This is a genomic window from Corynebacterium sp. SA-MJD20WY100 (assembly GCF_039822565.1).
Lineage (GTDB): Bacteria > Actinomycetota > Actinomycetes > Mycobacteriales > Mycobacteriaceae > Corynebacterium > Corynebacterium phoceense_A.
This window is the reverse complement of sequence record NZ_JBCJKS010000011.1, coordinates 20,441-35,702: the sequence shown is the minus strand read 5'-3', so window position 1 is coordinate 35,702 and position 15,262 is coordinate 20,441. Positions and strand designations below refer to the sequence as shown.

Here is a 15,262-nt window from a genome sequence, read left to right as displayed (position 1 = left end):
TGATGAACACAACTACTGCACTACTTGATAAGACCGTTTCCACGTCCGTGGCTCCGGCCGAGCGCCGTCGTGCACCCGAGCCGCTCCTGCGCGAAGCCCTTGGACTTACCCTCCGTGCCTTCCGTGCGGATAAGGGCGTGACGCTGCGCGAACTCGCAGCCATCGCCCACGTCTCGCCCGGCTACCTGTCTGAGCTCGAGCGCGGCCGTAAGGAGGTCTCCTCGGAGATGCTCGCCGCCGTCTGCCACGGCTTAGACACCACGGTGGCGGAGGTCCTCATTGAGGCCGCCGGCAACATGGTTCTGCCCTCCGTCGAGGAGGAGCTGGCCAACACCGCTCCCGCCGCCTCCGAGGCCTAAACCCGGACACAGAGCACCCGCCTCCGCGCGGGTGCTTGTGCGTATCTGGACCTACCTGGCCCTCCGAGGATGGTCATTCACCCTGCTCGCGGATTCACGCCAAGAGGCGCATCCTGCATGAATGGCTATCCTCCGAGGGTCGTCTCGTGCGCGTCGAGCCAGAACCTGTGTGTTTCCCGGCAATGAGGTGGCGAATCGATGACAAATGCCTACCCCGTAGGGGAGAATGGCGGCGCCCGGCCGAACGCTTGACTAGGATGGTGGCCGGATTAGAAACGAAATTCTTTAGGAGAAAGGGCCACACAGAAGCTATGGCTAACCCGTTTGTGAAGGCATGGAAGTACCTCATGGCACTCTTTGATTCCAAGATCGAGGAGAACGCGGATCCCAAGGTACAGATTGAGCAGGCCATCTCCGAGGCCCAGCGCCAGCACCAGGAGCTCTCCCAGCAGGCTGCTGCCGTCATCGGTAACCAGCGCCAGCTGGAGATGCAGCTCAACCGCCGCCTGGGCGACATTGAGAAGCTGCAGGCGAACACCCGCCAGGCCATTCAACTCGCCGACAAGGAGCGCGCGAACGGCAACGAGGCCAAGGCCATCGAGTACGAGAACGCCGCGGAGGCTTTTGCCGCGCAGCTCGTCACCGCCGAGCAGTCCGTGGAGGACACGAAGAAGCTCCACGACCAGGCTCTGCAGCAGGCTGCCGCAGCTCGCCAGGCTGTCGAGCGCAACGCCACCGCGCTGCGCGAGAAGGTCCAGGAACGCTCCAAGCTGCTCTCCCAGCTCGAGCAGGCCAAGATGCAGGAGAAGGTCTCCGAGTCCCTGCAGTCCATGAACGAGCTCACCAATACCAACACGCCGTCGCTCGACGCTGTGCGTGACAAGATTGAGCGTCGTTATGCCAACGCGCTGGGCCAGGCCGAGCTCGCGGAGAACACCGTCGACGCCCGCATGCGCGAGGTCCAGCAGTCGGGCATCCAGATGGCGGGCCACTCCCGTCTCGAGCTGATCCGCGCCGAGATGAACGCCCCGAAGTCTGTTGAGGGCAACAAGGCAGACGCCATCGAGGCACCGTCCACCGGCTCCTCGGCTGCCGCTGGCGCCGCACAGCCCAACACGGCCTCCGACGACGCCGTCCAGGCTCGTCTTCGCGAGCTCCGCGGCGAGCAGTAGTCTCCACCGCCTCGAGCCCCGGTACCGCACTGGTGCCGGGGCTTTGTGCTGCCCGGATACGGCAGTCCAGAACAAGGAAGGACCCAGATCCGCGCGGATCTGGGTCCTTCCTTGTTCTGAAATCCAGGCTGGCGTCCTAGTCGCCGACTCCGCGGGCCTGGAGCGCTTCGCCCATCGCGCGGGCACGGCGGATGGACCGGATAATGACCGGCGTGCCGAAAGCCAGCGGACTAAAACCGGCGCCGCGGGCCTTGCGGGCATCGAGGACCTCGTAGACTGTCTCAAACATGAGCGGGATGAGCCGGATAGTCAGCGACATGGCGAGGCTGATGGTTTCCACCGGCAACCCGAAGCGGGCGAGTGGGCGCAGGGAGTCCTCGAGGGATTCCATGATGGCGTCCACCGTGGAGGTGAGCGTGAGGAGGAACGCGGCCATCATCGCGGCGAAGATGGTGAGGAACATGACCACGGCGTACTCGAAGTCGCGCGCCCACCACTGGAAAGCGGCGAGTGGAACGAGGATAAACAGCGGCGGCCACATCTGGCTCCACGCAATCTTCGGCGGACTCTGTGCGATGACAAAGGCGAGCGCCGGGAGTACGACGGAGGCCGCGGCGAGCGGTATCGTGCGGCAGAAGATGCTCGTCACCAGGATGAAGACGATAAGAATGAGGATCTTCCGGCTCGGCTTCATCCGGTGGATGACCGTGTCGCCTGGGACGTAGACGGACAGCGGGATATTCGTGCGACGTTTCATTTTTTAGAGGGGGCGGGTGGCCATGAGGTCACGGTAGAAGGAGATGACCTCATCGGGCGTGCCGTCGGCGGCCACGTGGTGGTCGTCGATGCATATGACGCGGTCGAAGTCCGAAAGGAGCTCGAGGTCGTGGGTAACGACGATGAGCTGTTGCTCAAGTTTGGCAAACTCGCGTTTGATGCGGTCACGGTTGCGCAAATCGAGCAGTGTCGTGGGCTCGTCCGCGATGATGAGGACTGGGTCGATGACGAGCACGGCGGCCAGCGCGAGCAACTGCTTTTGTCCACCGGAGAGAGTGTGTGGCGATTGCTCGGCGCGGTCGGCGAGGCCGAAGCGGTTCAGGGCGGCATCGGCACGCTGGTTGCGCTCGGCCTTGGGGAGCTTGAAGCGGCGCAGGGAGAAGGCGACGTCGTCGCGCACCTGCGGCATGACGATTTGGTTCTCGGCGTCGGAGAAGACGAAGCCGACCTTCTGGCGGATCTCTTTGCCGTGCTCGACGACGTCGAGACCGTCGACGGTGACGGTGCCCGTGGTGGGCTCGCCCAGGCCGTTGATAAGACGCGTGAGCGTGGATTTGCCGCCGCCGTTCTCGCCGATGATGCCGATGCGCTGTTCGGTAAGCGTGAGGTTGATGTCGTCGAGGATGAGCGTCTCGTCATAGGACACGCCCACCCCGTGGAATTCGACCTTAGGCAACGGCGGCCTTCTTCGGAGCGGTCTTCTTGCGGCCCATAAGATCCGGGAACGCGGCGTGGACGGCGAGCGCGATGAGGATGGCGACGACGAGCTTGCCGGAGTCCGGCGCGATGAAAGGCAGTTGGGCCGCGAAGGCTGCCGATGCCTCCATGCCCGAGCGCACCATGAGGCCCAGAGCGCCGCAGGTGTACTGCACCGCAAGGCCGACGAATGCAGCGATGACGAGCATGACCGTCATGCCGCCCTTGTTGCGCGGAGAACGGTAGGCGATGAGGCCAGCGATGGCGGGAGAGATGACGTAGCCGATGATGTAGCCGGCCGTGGGGCCCGCGAGTGCGCGCAGGGTGGTGCCGCCGCCTGCGAGAACAGGAAGAGCGAGACCGAGGAAGAGGAAGAGGAGGCCGACGTACATGCCGCGACGGCCGCCAAGCACCAAGCCGGCGAGGATGAGCGCGGCGTTCTGGAGGACGATCGGAACGCCAGCCGTGCCGATAGGGATGGAGACGAAGGCGAGAACGATGACAAGTGCGGTAAATACGGCCACGTAGGCAAGATCCGTGGCGAGAGAGTTCTTCTTCATGGCGGAAAACTGTAGCACCGAGGATGGAAAACCCAGCAAAAGGGGTATTTTGAACACTGTTCATGCAGGACAACGGGGGACAGTGCCTATTACGGGCTCAGGGGGCGCGGTACACTGGCCGCCATGCGTTTGACCGAATACCACCAATTGATCGTCGACGAATTCGGCGAATCCGAGGGAAAGTGGATTTCGCACTCCCACGTGTTGGCGAAGCTCGGCGGCACGGCGGACGAACTCATCGAACGTGGCGTCGATCCGCGCGACGTCTGGCTCGAGCTGTGTGAGGATTTTGAAGTCCCTGAAGAACGACGTCTCGGTGTGGATTATAACAGTAAGTAGGGCAATTTTCGAACACGCCCCGAAAACTCGAACATCGAACATTCGTGCGTGTAATATTAGGGGCATGTTCCGGCGGGACGTAGAGTTCTGTGCATACCGCGGGACGCAGGATGAGAGAAAATACTTGCACCGCGCGTGGAACCCACATGGGTGGGCGCGCAGTCTAACTCGGTAAGCGGGGTTAGCGCCCCGTAAGATACATAGACGCTCACTAGACTTATTAAAGGACGACACATTATGGCTGCAAAGACCAAGAAGAGCACCACGGTCAGCGCCGCGGAAGATCGCCAGAAGGCGCTCGACTCCGCCATGGCGATGATCGAGAAGGACTTCGGCAAGGGCGCCGTCATGCGCCTAGGCGACGATAATCGTCCGCCTATTCAGGCTATTTCCTCCGGCAATACCGCCATCGACGTGGCGCTGGGCATCGGCGGCTTCCCGCGCGGCCGCATCGTCGAGATTTACGGCCCTGAGTCTTCCGGTAAGACCACCGTGGCCCTCCACGCGATCGCCTCGGCGCAGAAGGACGGCGGCATCGCCGCGTTCATCGACGCCGAGCACGCGCTGGATCCGGAATACGCACGCCTCCTGGGCGTGGATACGGATAACCTGCTCGTGTCCCAGCCGGATACCGGTGAACAGGCTCTGGAGATCGCGGACATGCTCGTGCGCTCCGGCGCCATTGACATCATCGTCATCGACTCTGTCGCCGCACTGACGCCGAAGGCGGAAATTGAAGGCGAGATGGGTGACAGCCACGTCGGCTTGCAGGCCCGCCTCATGTCGCAGGCACTGCGCAAGATGACCGGTGCGCTCTACAACTCGGGTACGACCGCCATCTTCATTAACCAGTTGCGTGAGAAGATCGGCGTCATGTTCGGCTCGCCGGAAACCACCACCGGTGGTAAGGCGCTCAAGTTCTACGCGTCCGTGCGGTGCGATATTCGCCGCATTCAGACGCTCAAGGACGGCCAGGACGCCATCGGTAACCGCACCAAGATCAAGATCGTGAAGAACAAGGTCTCGCCGCCGTTCAAGATTGCGGAGTTCGACATCATCTATGGCGAGGGCATCTCCCGTGAGTCCTCGATCATCGACATGGGTGTCGAGCATGGCTTCATTAAGAAGTCGGGATCCTGGTTTACCTACGAGGGCGACCAGCTGGGCCAGGGCAAGGAAAAGGCGCGCCTGTTCCTCAAGGACAACCCGGACCTGGCGGATGAGATCGAGAAGAAGATCTTCACCAAGCTGGGTATCGGTACCGCGGCCGCCACGGATGAAGAGGTCCACATGGATGTCCCGGGTGCGGATGACGGTCTCTCGGACGAGGCTGTGGACTTGGTGCCGACCGTCGACTTCGACGACGAGTAAGCCGTGTCACAACCCGCTCCCGAGAAGCTCGAAAAGCTACGCCAAGCACTAGAAGCCTACGAATCTGGTGCCGCCGGGGGCGGGCTTTTTGATGTCCAGGAAGAAGAAGCCAAAGCCAAGGTGCGCTCGCGCGCGCTGCTGCTGCTCGATCAGCGTGCGCGTTCGCGGTCGGAGCTGCATGACCGCCTGGTGCAGGCCGAGTTTGACCCGGAGGTCGTCGAGTCAGTCCTCGACGACCTTGCGAACGTGGGCCTGCTCGATGACGCGGCATTCGCGCGCGAATGGGTGCGCCAACGCCATGCACGCCGTGGCAAGTCGGCACGGGTGCTCGACCGCGAGCTGCAGCGCAAGGGGGTAGCGCAAGCAGACCGCGCGGAGGCGCTCGAGCAGGTGACGCAGGAGTCCGAGCAGTCCATCATGGAAGCTCTCGCTGCTAAGAAGGCTCGCTCGGTGAAGACGATTCCGGAAGACCGTGCGGAGCGTGACAAGGCGCTGCGGCGCATCGTGGGCGTGCTTGCCTGCCGCGGCTTCAACGAGGGCGCGTCATTGCGCGTGGCGAAGGCGGCTCTCGAGGCGCGCTGCGCGGAGCTGGAAAACGAGTAAACCCCCAGCTGGCTGCTGGGGGGTCGGCGTGCCCATGCGGGGTGGTTATTCCGCGGGGTTGCGGATTTCCTTGTAACCGGGTGCGTGCCAATCGGCGTTGACCTCGTCCTTGGTGTCGAGGCCCTGCGCGCGATGGTGCGGCACGGCGGCCACGATGTTCTTGCGGGCACGGCCGGCGCGCAGCTGGCGCTCGATGCGTTGGGCCAGCACTGTAAGTCCCCAGTTGATGAGGATCATGATGATGGCGACGACGATGAGCGAAGCCAGGTAGTTCTTGTTGAAGGACGCGGATTGGATACCGGAGCGGACAACTTCGACATAGCCGATCTGGTAGCCGAGCGCGGAGTCCTTGAGGGCGATGACCATCTGCGAGATGAGCGCAGGGAGCATCGCCGCGACGGCCTGGGGGAGCAACACCTTGAACATGGTCTGCTGGTGGCTCAGTCCCAGCGCCTTAGCTGCCTCGGTTTGGCCCTTGGGCAGCGAGCGGATGCCGGAGCGCAGAATCTCGGCGACGACGGAGCCATTGTAGAGCGTGAGCGCGAAGACAACGGCGCCGAAGGCGAGATGTTTGGACGGCACGAGGTCGTAGACCGCGAAGAGCTGGTAGGCGAAAATCATGAGCAGCAGCACGGGGATGGCGCGGAAGAACTCCACGACCACGCCGCACACCCAGCGGATAGGGCGGTGCTCGCTCAGGCGTCCCAGGCCGAAGACCACGCCAAAGACGATGGCCAACAGAATGGAGGCGACGGCGGAGAAGATCGTGCCCTTGAGACCCGGGAGCAGATACGTCGTCCATGTTTGCGAGTTGAGGAACGGCGTCCACAGCTCAGGGCTGAGTTGGTTGCGCTCGTTCAACTTCATGAACACCCACGCGAGGGCCGCGGTGGCGACGATGACGGTGATGACTGTATAGATGGCGTTGTTGCGCCGGCCCTTGGGGCCGGGGGCATCGTAGAGCACTGTGGCGCGTACGGACATTATTTCTTCACCGCCAATTTCTCAGAGAGCTTGCCCAGGCCAAGGCCCATGGGCAGCGTAAGGATGATGAAGCCTGCTGCGAAGATGAGGAAGATGACAAAGAGCTGGCTGGCGTGGAACTCGATGGTCGACTTCATGAGCAGCGAGGCCTCGGCGACGCCGATGACGGAAGCGATGGTCGTGTTCTTCGTCAACGCGATGAGCGTATTGCCCAGCGGGACGATGGCAGCGCGGACTGCCTGCGGGAAGACGATGGTGCTAAACGTCTGGGTAAAGGACAGCCCGAGCGAGCGGGCGGCCTCCGCCTGGCCGAAGTCCACGGTGTTGATACCGGAGCGCAAGGACTCGGCGACGAATGCGGAGGTGTAGAGGATAAAGCCCACGATGGCCAGGCGCACGTTGTTGTCGATGAGGAATGTCGCCGACTCGCGGCTGGCGAGCGTGACACCGAGGGTCTGGTACAGACCGAAGGAACAGAACAGCACGACCAGAGTGAGCGGCGTATTGCGCACGATCGTGATGTACGTCGTAGCCAGGAAGCGCAGAATGCCGACGGGGGAGACGCGCATCGCGGTCAGGATGGTGCCAAGGATCATGGAACCCAACGCCGACCACAGCGTGAGTTTGATAGTGAGCCAAAACGCGGGCCAGAGTTCTGGACCCAGCTGGCTCCACATGGAGCTCATGTTTTCTCCTCGTTCATTGGGGATGGGAGGGGCCGGGCTTGTCAAGCCCGGCCTAAGGGGGCGTTATTCCACGAAGGACAGGTCGCCCGGGGTACCCGGCTCGATGGCGTCGCCCTCGCCAAGGTTGGCGGAGACGAGCTTGTCGAACTCGCCGGAGGAGTGCATTTCCTCAAGCGCCGCATTGATGGCGTCCGTGGCCTCCTGGTCGTCCTTGGCGAGGCCGATGCCGTAGTACTCGTCGGTGAACGGCTTGCCGTCCTTCTCGAGCTCGACAACCTTGAACTTGCCCTCGTTCTGGGCGGCGTAGCCGTTGAGGATGGTCGCGTCCGTGGTCATTGCGTCGATGGTGCCCTGGGAGAGTGCCTCAACACAGGAGGAGTAGGTGTCGAACTCTTGGAGCTGCACGGACGGCAGAGCCTCCTTGACCTTCTGAGCCGGGGTGGAGCCGGTGACGGAGCAGAGGATCTTGCCGTCGAGGCCATCGAGGCCCTTGATCTCCGCGTTGTCCTCGGAGACGAGGAGCGCCTGGTGGGTGACGAGGTACGGGCCACCGAAGTTGACCTTCTCTGCGCGGGAGGCGTTGATGGAGTAGGTCGCGGCGATCATGTCGACCTGGCCGTTCTCGATGAGGGTCTCGCGCTGCGCGGAAGGGGTTTCCTTCCACTCGATTTTTGGCTCAGCCCAGCCCTTGTCCTTCGCGATCTGGTTGACGACGTAGGTGGCGACGTCGACGTCCAGGCCGGACATGGACCCGTCGCCCTCGCGCAGGCCGAGACCCGGCTGGTCGAACTTGGTGCCGAGGGTGACGTTGCCAGACTCGATGTGGGCGAGTAGGCCCTCGCCTTCGCCGGAGGCGGAGTCGGAGGAGCCGCCGCAGGCAGCGAGCAGGGCGCCAGAGGCAAGGACGGCGGAGGTGGCGGCGATAACGCGGGTGATGTGGGAACGAGACATGGTGTTTCTCCTTGATATGAGGATGGGATTAGTGGTGGAGGATCTTGCCCAGGAAGTCCCGGGCGCGACCCGATTGCGGGTTGGTGAAGAAAGAGTCGGGGTCGGTATCTTCGACGATCTCGCCGTCGGCCATGAACAAGATGCGGTCCGCGGCCTTGCGGGCGAATCCCATCTCGTGCGTGACGACGACCATGGTCATGCCCTCCTTGGCGAGGTCCGTCATGACGTCCAAGACCTCGTTGACCATCTCCGGGTCCAGCGCGGAGGTTGGTTCGTCGAAGAGCATGACCTTCGGCTTCATCGCGAGCGCGCGGGCGATGGCGACGCGCTGTTGCTGTCCACCGGAGAGCTGCGCCGGGTATTTGTCTGCCTGGTTGGCAATCCCCACGCGGTCGAGGAGCTGGAGCGCCAGGTCGTTCGCGGCGGACTTGGACATCTTGCGCACCTTGATGGGGCCCAGCGTCACGTTGTCCTTGATCGTCAAGTGCGGGAAGAGGTTGAACTGCTGGAAGACCATGCCCACGTCGGCGCGCAACGTGGCCAGGGCCTTGCCTTCCTCCGGCAGTGGGGTGCCGTCGATGGCGATGGATCCGGACTCGATGGTCTCGAGGCGGTTGATGGTGCGGCACAGCGTGGACTTACCGGATCCCGAGGGGCCGAGCACGACAACGACTTCGCCGCGCTGGATCTCGAGATTAATGTCGCGCAATGCGTGATAGTCGTCGAAGTACTTTTGTACGTCGCTGATGCGAATCATTGGGGAGTCGCTCACATCACTACTTCCTTCCGTATGTCGAACGGGTCATGTTGGGATAATAAAGTGCGGTACCCCACAAAGTGGAACAATAAGGTCACGTTTTTATAACGCTTCACGGACGTGTGAATATGAGTATATCTGTTACCCTATAGAAAGTCGTGGTTAATGACGGAAAATATTCATGTGGCGAAGTTGGTAAAGCGTGGGAGAGCGCGGTTATGAGTTACCCCCGTGCGTCGTTAGAATGAACCGACGTGAGCGCCCCCATGAACACTAGAAACCCCAAGAACGCCGTCACTGGAGTTGATCCGGAGGCCGCCCTCGGCCAGATCGCACAGAGCGCCGGCACCAACCCAGATGGCTCCGCGCGTACCTATGAAGTGCGAACCTTCGGCTGCCAGATGAACGTCCACGACTCTGAGCGCATCTCGGGCCTGCTCGAAGAGGCTGGCTATGTTGCCGCCGCGGAGGAACAGGAGCCTGACCTCGTCGTGTTCAACACGTGCGCCGTGCGTGAGAACGCCGATAAGCGCCTCTACGGCACGCTGGGCAACCTGAAGAAGACGAAGGAAAACCACCCCGGTATGCAGATTGCCGTGGGAGGTTGCCTCGCGCAGAAGGATAAGGACACCGTGCTGGGCAACGCGCCGTGGGTTGATGCCGTCTTTGGCACCCACAACATGGCGGCGCTGCCCACGCTGCTCGAGCGCGCCCGTCACAATGACGAAGCGCAGATCGAGATCGTCGACTCCCTCGAGGAGTTCCCGTCCGTCCTGCCCGCCAAGCGCGAGTCCGCGTACGCCGGCTGGGTGTCCGTGTCCGTGGGCTGCAACAACACGTGCACGTTCTGCATCGTGCCGTCGCTGCGCGGCAAAGAAGAAGACCGTCGTCCAGGCGACATCCTGGCGGAGGTCCAAGCTCTCGTGGACCAGGGCGTGTCCGAAATTACGCTGCTGGGACAGAACGTCAACGCCTACGGCGTGAACTTCGCCGACCCGAATTTGCCGCGCGATAAGTTCGCGTTCTCCAAGCTGCTGCGCGAGGTCGCGAAGATCGACGGGCTCGAGCGCCTGCGCTTTACCTCGCCGCACCCGGCCGAGTTCACCTCGGACGTCATCGATGCCATGGCGGAAAACCCCGTCATCTGCCCGCAGCTGCACATGCCGCTGCAGTCCGGCTCGGACCGCGTCCTCAAGGAGATGCGTCGCAGCTACCGCTCTAAGAAGTTCCTGGGCATCCTCGATGAGGTCCGCGAGAAGATTCCGCATGCGGCGATTACCACGGATATCATTGTGGGCTTCCCGGGCGAAACCGAGGAAGACTTCCAAGCCACCATGGACGTCGTTGAGCGCGCCCGCTTCGCTTCCGCCTACACGTTCCAGTACTCGCCGCGCCCGGGCACCCCGGCTGGCGCCCGCGAGGATCAGCTCCCCAAGGAGGTCGTCCAGGACCGCTTCGAGCGTCTCGTCGCGCTCCAGGATCGTATCGCCGCGGAGGAGAACGCCAAGCTCGTGGGCACCGACGTCGAGCTGCTCGTCCAGGCCACCGGCGGCCGCAAGAACGAGGAGACCCACCGTCTTACCGGCCGCGCCCGCGACGGCCGCCTCGTGCACTTCACGCCTTCCGATGCCGCCGGCGGCAGCATAGCTGCCGGAGATATACGACCCGGCGACGTCGTCCACACGACGGTCACGGACGCAGGATCCTTCTTCCTCATTGCTGACGCCGGCGTCACCGCGCACCGCCGCACCAAGGCGGGCGACATGTCGGCCGCGGGCGAGACCCCGACCACCGCGCCGATTGGCGTGGGTCTAGGCCTGCCCTCCATCGGCAAGCCGGCATCCGCGCCGGTCGCTGGCGCGCCCGGCGAAAACTCGTGTGGCTGCTAAGCCAGGGTAAGGTGGAGCTCCATGAGTGATACGAAAGAATTGCAGGAGGCGCTCGCCGCGGAGAAGCGCGCGGCGAAGACGCTGGAGCTCGGTGGTGCGACGATCCCGCTGGGCGTTGCGGTGCTGCTCTACGTTGTGAGCCTGCTCTTCGTCAACACGAATGGCTTCAGCGGCGCGGAAACGCTCCTGGGGCTGGGTGACGTCTCCATCATGGAGCAGGTCTTCGCCCTCGCCTCGGCCAGCGGAATGATTCTCACGCTTATTACGCTCGTGGTACGTCGCACGGTGATTGCCCAAATTGCGTGGATGCTCGTGGGCCTCGGCCTTTTCGTCGCGCTGTGGGCTTTCTGGGCCGCGAATTCGACGGGCCTGGGCTTCTACCTGTTGCTCCTCGGCGATATCGTTGCCGTCGTCGCGTTTGCGCGGATTATCATGCGCAAGTCCCCGGAGCAGCGCGCTGCCGAGGAGCGCGTGCGCGAGCTCACCGCCCGCCCGAACGCCGTCGTCGCCGTTCAGACGCACACGCCGGAGGACGCCGCAGACAATAATCCGGTCCTCATCGACGACCGTCGTGCGCAGGCCGCCCAGCGCCACCGCCGCCAGCGCGAAAACTAGCGAGAACTAGAGCTTGAGCTCCCAGGCCTCGGCCGCAGAGATCCTCTGCGCGCCGAGGCTGCGTGCTAGCTGGGCCGAGGGGGCATCGGCAGGCGCGAAGGAGCCGTAGGCACGGGTGACCTCGGGCCACACGCGGCGCACCTCGCGCAGCGCGACGAGTTGGGCCAAACGCGCGAGCCCCTCGCCGCGGCGGTCGCGTGCGGTGACGGTGAGCGTCCACTCGGCGACTTCCGGGTCGCCGTGCTCCTGGTGTGCAAGCTCGCTCATGGCCACGACGCGACCCTCGCTTTCCAGGCCCACGAGCAGCGTGTGCGCCTTGCGGTCGCGCAGCCGGGCCGCGGCGTCGCGGAGGCGCTCGGCGGTCCACACGACGGGTTCGACGGTGAGCGCCCCGTTGCACGTATCGGCGCCGGCAACGGTGAGCAGCTCCAGGACGTCTGGCAGCTCCGCGTCCGGGATGTCGTAGTCCTCCCACACGCGCACGACGAGTCCGTGGGGAAGCAGCGGCACCGCTGGGTCCTCGGGGACGGGGCAGACAATCTGTTCCTCACGGTGCTTGCGCTCGAAGCCTAGCTCCCGGAACGCGGGGAGGAACGGGTCTTCGGGCTCGACTGTGAGGCCCACCTGCGCGACATCGCGACCGAGTTTTTCCATGAGCGTGAGGGACTGCGCGGCGAGCCAGCGCGCGACTTCTTCACCCTCGGGATCGAGTGGCTCGCCCGGCAGCGGCAGCAGGTCCACGTCGAGAATGTGCTCGATGTCGGCGTGGCCCTTTTCCTCAAGCAGGGGGAGCGTGAGCAGGATATAGCCACGGTAGTCAAAGAGCGGGGAGTCGGCGCCGGGTTCGACGGCGGCGGGCGTGGTGGGCAGGCCGAGTTCGCCCACTTCGCCGACGGCGGGGCCCTCGACAGCGGCAAAGAGCAGAGTAGTGGACTCGGTGGAGCCCTTGAGACGATTGAGGACGCGCTCCGGTGCGACGGACGCGGCAGGGTCGCCCGTCGCCTCTTGGGCCGCGAGGTTCGAGGCGAAGACGAAGCTGCGCACGACGTCTGAGGGATCGAAGGCGCCCGCCGCCACGAGCGTGGCGGCGGGCGGGGAGACCTGAATGAGGCGCATTTACTGGTCGTTCGCGGCGGCAGCGGCCGTGTCCGCCCACTCCTGCCACTGCGCGGCCTGGGCGCGCAGCTCCTCGGCCTTCTTCGTCTTGCCCTTGGCCTCAGCGGCCTCGGCTTGCGCAGTGAAGTCGTCGACCTTGGCCTGGAATTGGGCGACACGGGCCTGGACCTCGGGGTCCGTGCGGCGCCACTCGGCGGACTCGGCGTCAGCGACGCGCTTCTCGAGCGCCTCGATCTTGCCCTCGTACTCGCGGATACGAGCGCGGGGGACGAAGCCGATGTCCTCCCACTTCTCCTGGAGCTCGCGCAGCTTATTCTTCGCCGTCTCGATGGACTTTTCCGGATCGATTTGGGAGTCGTACTCGGCAAGCAGCGCGTCCTTGGCTTCGGCGTTCGCCGCGAATTCCTTGTCGCGCTCGTCGTTGAGGGCGTTGCGGGCGTCGAAGAACTTGTCCTGCGCGGCACGGAACGCGGCCCACAGTTTGTCATCGATGTCGCGCGGGGCGCGGCCGGCAGCCTTCCACTCGCTCATGAGGTCGCGGAACTTGCGGGCGGTCTCGCCCCACTCCGTGGAATCCATGAGCGCCTCGGCGCGGGCGACGAGCTCTTCCTTCTTCGCTTTCGCGGCGGCGCGGCTACGGTCGAGCTCCGCGAAGTGGGAGCCGCGGCGGCGGTTGAAGGAGTCGCGGGCGCGGGAGTAGCGCTTCCACAGCTGGTCGTCTGTCTTGCGGTCGATTCCGCGGATCTGCTTCCACTCCTCGAGGATGGCGCGGATGCGGTCGCCCGCCGCCTTCCACTCGGTGGAGTTCGCAGCGAGGTCCTCGGCTTCTGCCGCAAGCTTCTCCTTGGCAGCGATGGCCTCCTCGCGGCGGCGGGCCTTGTCGGCCTGCGCCTGCTGGCCGGCCTCATCCGAGTGCTCGAGGACTGCGTCCAGGCGCTTGTCCAGCGCCTCGATATCGCCAATGACGGCGGCGGTGGGCAGGGACTCGCGCAGCTCGGCGGCGGTCTTTTTAATGGACTCAGCCTCGCCCGGATTGGCCTTGAGACGGGCCTCGAGCAGCTCGACCTCGGTGGCAAGGTCGTCGAAGCGCTTACCGTAGTGCGCCAGACCCTCAGCCGGGGTTCCGGCCTGCCACTGGCCAACCTCGCGCTCGCCGCCAGCGGTCTTCAGGTACACGGTGCCATCGTCGGCCACGCGGCCGAACTTGGACGGGTCAGAGACGACCGGCGTGGCCACTGGCACGGGCTGTGCGGCAGGGCGGTGCGCACCGGGTTTGGCTCCCGGGCGCGGGCCGGGCTTGGGCATATTGCCTGGGGTAGGGATGGGAGTCATGTGCGCACACCGTGCTTTCTTCTGCTTGCGTGCCCCGCGCGGGGGCTGCCAATAAAACGTCTTTTCTCACTTTAATAGTTTCCGTGCCACTTTGCCTTAGGTTGTGGGGGCGAATTTCCCTAAGATGGGTCGAGTCATGCCTGAAAATAATCTGCGCCCCATCGCCGTCGTCGGTCCCACCGCCTCCGGCAAGTCTGCCCTCGGCCTCGTCCTCGCCCACGAGCTCGACGGCGAGGTCGTCAACGTCGACTCCATGCAGCTCTACCGTGGGATGGACATCGGAACGGCGAAGCTCACGCGTGAGGAACGCGAGGGAATCCCGCACCACCAGCTCGACGTCTGGGACGTCACCGAGCCTGCTTCCGTGGCGCGCTACCAAGGCGACGCCGTCGCCGACGTTGAGGACATAATGGCCCGTGGCAAGACGCCCATCCTCGTGGGTGGCTCCATGCTCTACGTGCAGGCGCTGGTGGATGACTGGCAATTCCCACCCACGGACCCATCTGTGCGCGCGAAGTACGAGGCGCGCCGTCTGGACATTGGCATCGACGCGCTGCACCGCGAACTTGCAGACATCGACCCCGTCGCCGCCTCGATTATCGAGGACAAGGACCCACGGCGCACTGTTCGCGCCCTCGAGGTCATCGAACTCACCGGCAAGCCGTTTAAGGCGTCGCAGCCGCCCAAGGATGCGCCGCCGCGCTGGGGCACGCGCATGCTCGGCCTGCGCACCACGCCCGAGTGGCTCAACCCGCGCATCGAGTTGCGCACGCGCCAGATGTTCGAGCGCGGCCTCGTCGAGGAAGTGGAGGCGCTTCAGAAACAGGGCCTCGTCGCTGATTCAACGGCCGGACGTGCCATCGGCTACGCCCAGGTCTTCCAGGCCCAGCGTGGTGAACTCACCTGGGACGAGGCCGTCGAACGCACGATCACCGGCACCCGCCGCTACGTGCGCCGCCAGCGCTCCTGGTTTAACCGCGACCCGCGCATAACGTGGCTTGACGCGGCAGGGGACACCGCGGCCCAAGCGCGCGCCGCGCTGGCGTAGTATCGCC

At 64.2% G+C, this 15,262-nt stretch carries 17 protein-coding genes; 8 read left to right on the top strand and 9 right to left on the bottom strand.

Annotated features, from left to right (window positions below):
* The first annotated feature begins 2 nt into the window (after positions 1-2).
* Together ABJ196_RS07395 and ABJ196_RS07390 are read left to right on the top strand one after the other, a co-directional pair.
* Complete coding sequence (locus tag ABJ196_RS07395) at positions 3-359, top strand: helix-turn-helix transcriptional regulator (RefSeq protein WP_066509623.1); 357 nt, start codon at positions 3-5, stop codon at positions 357-359.
* 311 nt (positions 360-670) lie between these two features.
* Positions 671-1,531, top strand: a complete 861-nt coding sequence (locus ABJ196_RS07390; RefSeq protein ID WP_347305866.1) for a PspA/IM30 family protein — start codon at positions 671-673, stop codon at positions 1,529-1,531.
* Between the two features lie 136 nt (positions 1,532-1,667).
* Here ABJ196_RS07390 and ABJ196_RS07385 read toward each other — a convergent pair whose 3' ends face one another.
* Genes ABJ196_RS07385 through ABJ196_RS07375 form a run of 3 tightly spaced genes read right to left on the bottom strand, consistent with a single transcriptional unit; the run spans position 1,668 to position 3,564 of the window.
* The gene (locus ABJ196_RS07385) at positions 1,668-2,288 is read right to left on the bottom strand and encodes an energy-coupling factor transporter transmembrane protein EcfT (RefSeq protein WP_347305865.1); all 621 of its coding nucleotides are present in this window, start codon (positions 2,286-2,288) and stop codon (positions 1,668-1,670) included.
* 3 nt (positions 2,289-2,291) lie between these two features.
* On the bottom strand, positions 2,292-2,984 hold the full coding sequence (locus ABJ196_RS07380) for an ABC transporter ATP-binding protein (RefSeq protein ID WP_347305864.1): 693 nt from the start codon (positions 2,982-2,984) through the stop codon (positions 2,292-2,294).
* Entirely contained in the window at positions 2,977-3,564 is a 588-nt protein-coding gene (locus ABJ196_RS07375) for a biotin transporter BioY (protein WP_347305863.1), read from the bottom strand. The genes ABJ196_RS07380 and ABJ196_RS07375 overlap by 8 nt, the downstream gene beginning before the upstream one ends.
* A 123-nt stretch (positions 3,565-3,687) precedes the next feature.
* Between ABJ196_RS07375 and ABJ196_RS07370 the strand changes: the two genes are divergently transcribed.
* The 3 genes from ABJ196_RS07370 (at position 3,688) to recX (ending at position 5,877) form a co-directional block, all read left to right on the top strand.
* Positions 3,688-3,903 (top strand): DUF3046 domain-containing protein, encoded by a 216-nt coding sequence (locus tag ABJ196_RS07370; protein WP_257034814.1) that lies wholly within the window; start codon positions 3,688-3,690, stop codon positions 3,901-3,903.
* Between the two features lie 237 nt (positions 3,904-4,140).
* Positions 4,141-5,274, top strand: a complete 1,134-nt coding sequence (gene recA, locus ABJ196_RS07365; RefSeq protein ID WP_347305862.1) for a recombinase RecA — start codon at positions 4,141-4,143, stop codon at positions 5,272-5,274.
* 3 nt (positions 5,275-5,277) lie between these two features.
* Positions 5,278-5,877: a recombination regulator RecX gene (gene recX, locus ABJ196_RS07360; RefSeq protein ID WP_347305861.1), complete on the top strand. Its 600-nt coding sequence runs from the start codon at positions 5,278-5,280 to the stop codon at positions 5,875-5,877.
* Positions 5,878-5,922: 45 nt separating this feature from the next.
* On the opposite strand, the gene ABJ196_RS07355 is transcribed toward recX, so the two are convergent.
* From ABJ196_RS07355 to gluA, 4 genes are all read right to left on the bottom strand, one after another.
* Entirely contained in the window at positions 5,923-6,861 is a 939-nt protein-coding gene (locus tag ABJ196_RS07355; protein WP_347305860.1) for an amino acid ABC transporter permease, read from the bottom strand.
* On the bottom strand, positions 6,861-7,547 hold the full coding sequence (gene gluC / locus ABJ196_RS07350) for a glutamate ABC transporter permease GluC (protein ID WP_049063442.1): 687 nt from the start codon (positions 7,545-7,547) through the stop codon (positions 6,861-6,863). Before gluC ends, ABJ196_RS07355 begins: the two co-directional genes overlap by 1 nt.
* 63 nt (positions 7,548-7,610) lie before the next feature.
* Positions 7,611-8,498 carry a glutamate ABC transporter substrate-binding protein gene (locus tag ABJ196_RS07345; RefSeq protein WP_066486575.1) on the bottom strand — a complete coding sequence of 296 codons (888 nt, stop codon included), beginning with the start codon at positions 8,496-8,498 and terminating at the stop codon, positions 7,611-7,613.
* A 28-nt stretch (positions 8,499-8,526) separates the two neighbouring features.
* Complete coding sequence (gluA, locus tag ABJ196_RS07340; protein WP_049145056.1) at positions 8,527-9,255, bottom strand: glutamate ABC transporter ATP-binding protein GluA; 729 nt, start codon at positions 9,253-9,255, stop codon at positions 8,527-8,529.
* Positions 9,256-9,521: 266 nt separating this feature from the next.
* On the opposite strand from gluA, the gene miaB reads away from it, so the two are divergent.
* Complete coding sequence (gene miaB, locus ABJ196_RS07335; protein WP_347305913.1) at positions 9,522-11,144, top strand: tRNA (N6-isopentenyl adenosine(37)-C2)-methylthiotransferase MiaB; 1,623 nt, start codon at positions 9,522-9,524, stop codon at positions 11,142-11,144.
* 21 nt (positions 11,145-11,165) lie between these two features.
* A complete protein-coding gene (locus ABJ196_RS07330; protein ID WP_347305859.1) occupies positions 11,166-11,759 on the top strand; it encodes a hypothetical protein in 594 nt (197 codons plus the stop codon).
* Positions 11,760-11,765: 6 nt separating this feature from the next.
* Here ABJ196_RS07330 and ABJ196_RS07325 read toward each other — a convergent pair whose 3' ends face one another.
* Both ABJ196_RS07325 and ABJ196_RS07320 read right to left on the bottom strand, forming a co-directional pair.
* The gene (locus ABJ196_RS07325; protein ID WP_347305858.1) at positions 11,766-12,875 is read right to left on the bottom strand and encodes a GNAT family acetyltransferase; all 1,110 of its coding nucleotides are present in this window, start codon (positions 12,873-12,875) and stop codon (positions 11,766-11,768) included.
* Positions 12,876-14,207, bottom strand: coding sequence for a DUF349 domain-containing protein (locus ABJ196_RS07320; protein WP_347305857.1), 1,332 nt, complete (start codon positions 14,205-14,207; stop codon positions 12,876-12,878).
* A gap of 136 nt (positions 14,208-14,343) precedes the next feature.
* Between ABJ196_RS07320 and miaA the strand changes: the two genes are divergently transcribed.
* The gene (gene miaA, locus ABJ196_RS07315) at positions 14,344-15,255 is read left to right on the top strand and encodes a tRNA (adenosine(37)-N6)-dimethylallyltransferase MiaA (protein WP_347305856.1); all 912 of its coding nucleotides are present in this window, start codon (positions 14,344-14,346) and stop codon (positions 15,253-15,255) included.
* Positions 15,256-15,262: the final 7 nt, after the last annotated feature.

Bases quoted from the DNA above. Each gene is read 5' to 3' on its own strand.
- ABJ196_RS07395 (WP_066509623.1), top strand. From the start codon at position 3: ATGAACACAACTACTGCACTACTTGATAAGACCGTTTCCACGTCCGTG.
- ABJ196_RS07325 (WP_347305858.1), bottom strand. From the start codon at position 12,875: ATGCGCCTCATTCAGGTCTCCCCGCCCGCCGCCACGCTCGTGGCGGCG.
- miaB (WP_347305913.1), top strand. From the start codon at position 9,522: ATGAACACTAGAAACCCCAAGAACGCCGTCACTGGAGTTGATCCGGAG.
- ABJ196_RS07355 (WP_347305860.1), bottom strand. From the start codon at position 6,861: ATGTCCGTACGCGCCACAGTGCTCTACGATGCCCCCGGCCCCAAGGGC.
- ABJ196_RS07375 (WP_347305863.1), bottom strand. From the start codon at position 3,564: ATGAAGAAGAACTCTCTCGCCACGGATCTTGCCTACGTGGCCGTATTT.
- ABJ196_RS07390 (WP_347305866.1), top strand. From the start codon at position 671: ATGGCTAACCCGTTTGTGAAGGCATGGAAGTACCTCATGGCACTCTTT.
- ABJ196_RS07385 (WP_347305865.1), bottom strand. From the start codon at position 2,288: ATGAAACGTCGCACGAATATCCCGCTGTCCGTCTACGTCCCAGGCGAC.
- ABJ196_RS07345 (WP_066486575.1), bottom strand. From the start codon at position 8,498: ATGTCTCGTTCCCACATCACCCGCGTTATCGCCGCCACCTCCGCCGTC.
- ABJ196_RS07330 (WP_347305859.1), top strand. From the start codon at position 11,166: ATGAGTGATACGAAAGAATTGCAGGAGGCGCTCGCCGCGGAGAAGCGC.
- gluA (WP_049145056.1), bottom strand. From the start codon at position 9,255: ATGATTCGCATCAGCGACGTACAAAAGTACTTCGACGACTATCACGCA.
- ABJ196_RS07370 (WP_257034814.1), top strand. From the start codon at position 3,688: ATGCGTTTGACCGAATACCACCAATTGATCGTCGACGAATTCGGCGAA.
- ABJ196_RS07320 (WP_347305857.1), bottom strand. From the start codon at position 14,207: ATGACTCCCATCCCTACCCCAGGCAATATGCCCAAGCCCGGCCCGCGC.
- recA (WP_347305862.1), top strand. From the start codon at position 4,141: ATGGCTGCAAAGACCAAGAAGAGCACCACGGTCAGCGCCGCGGAAGAT.
- gluC (WP_049063442.1), bottom strand. From the start codon at position 7,547: ATGAGCTCCATGTGGAGCCAGCTGGGTCCAGAACTCTGGCCCGCGTTT.
- miaA (WP_347305856.1), top strand. From the start codon at position 14,344: ATGCCTGAAAATAATCTGCGCCCCATCGCCGTCGTCGGTCCCACCGCC.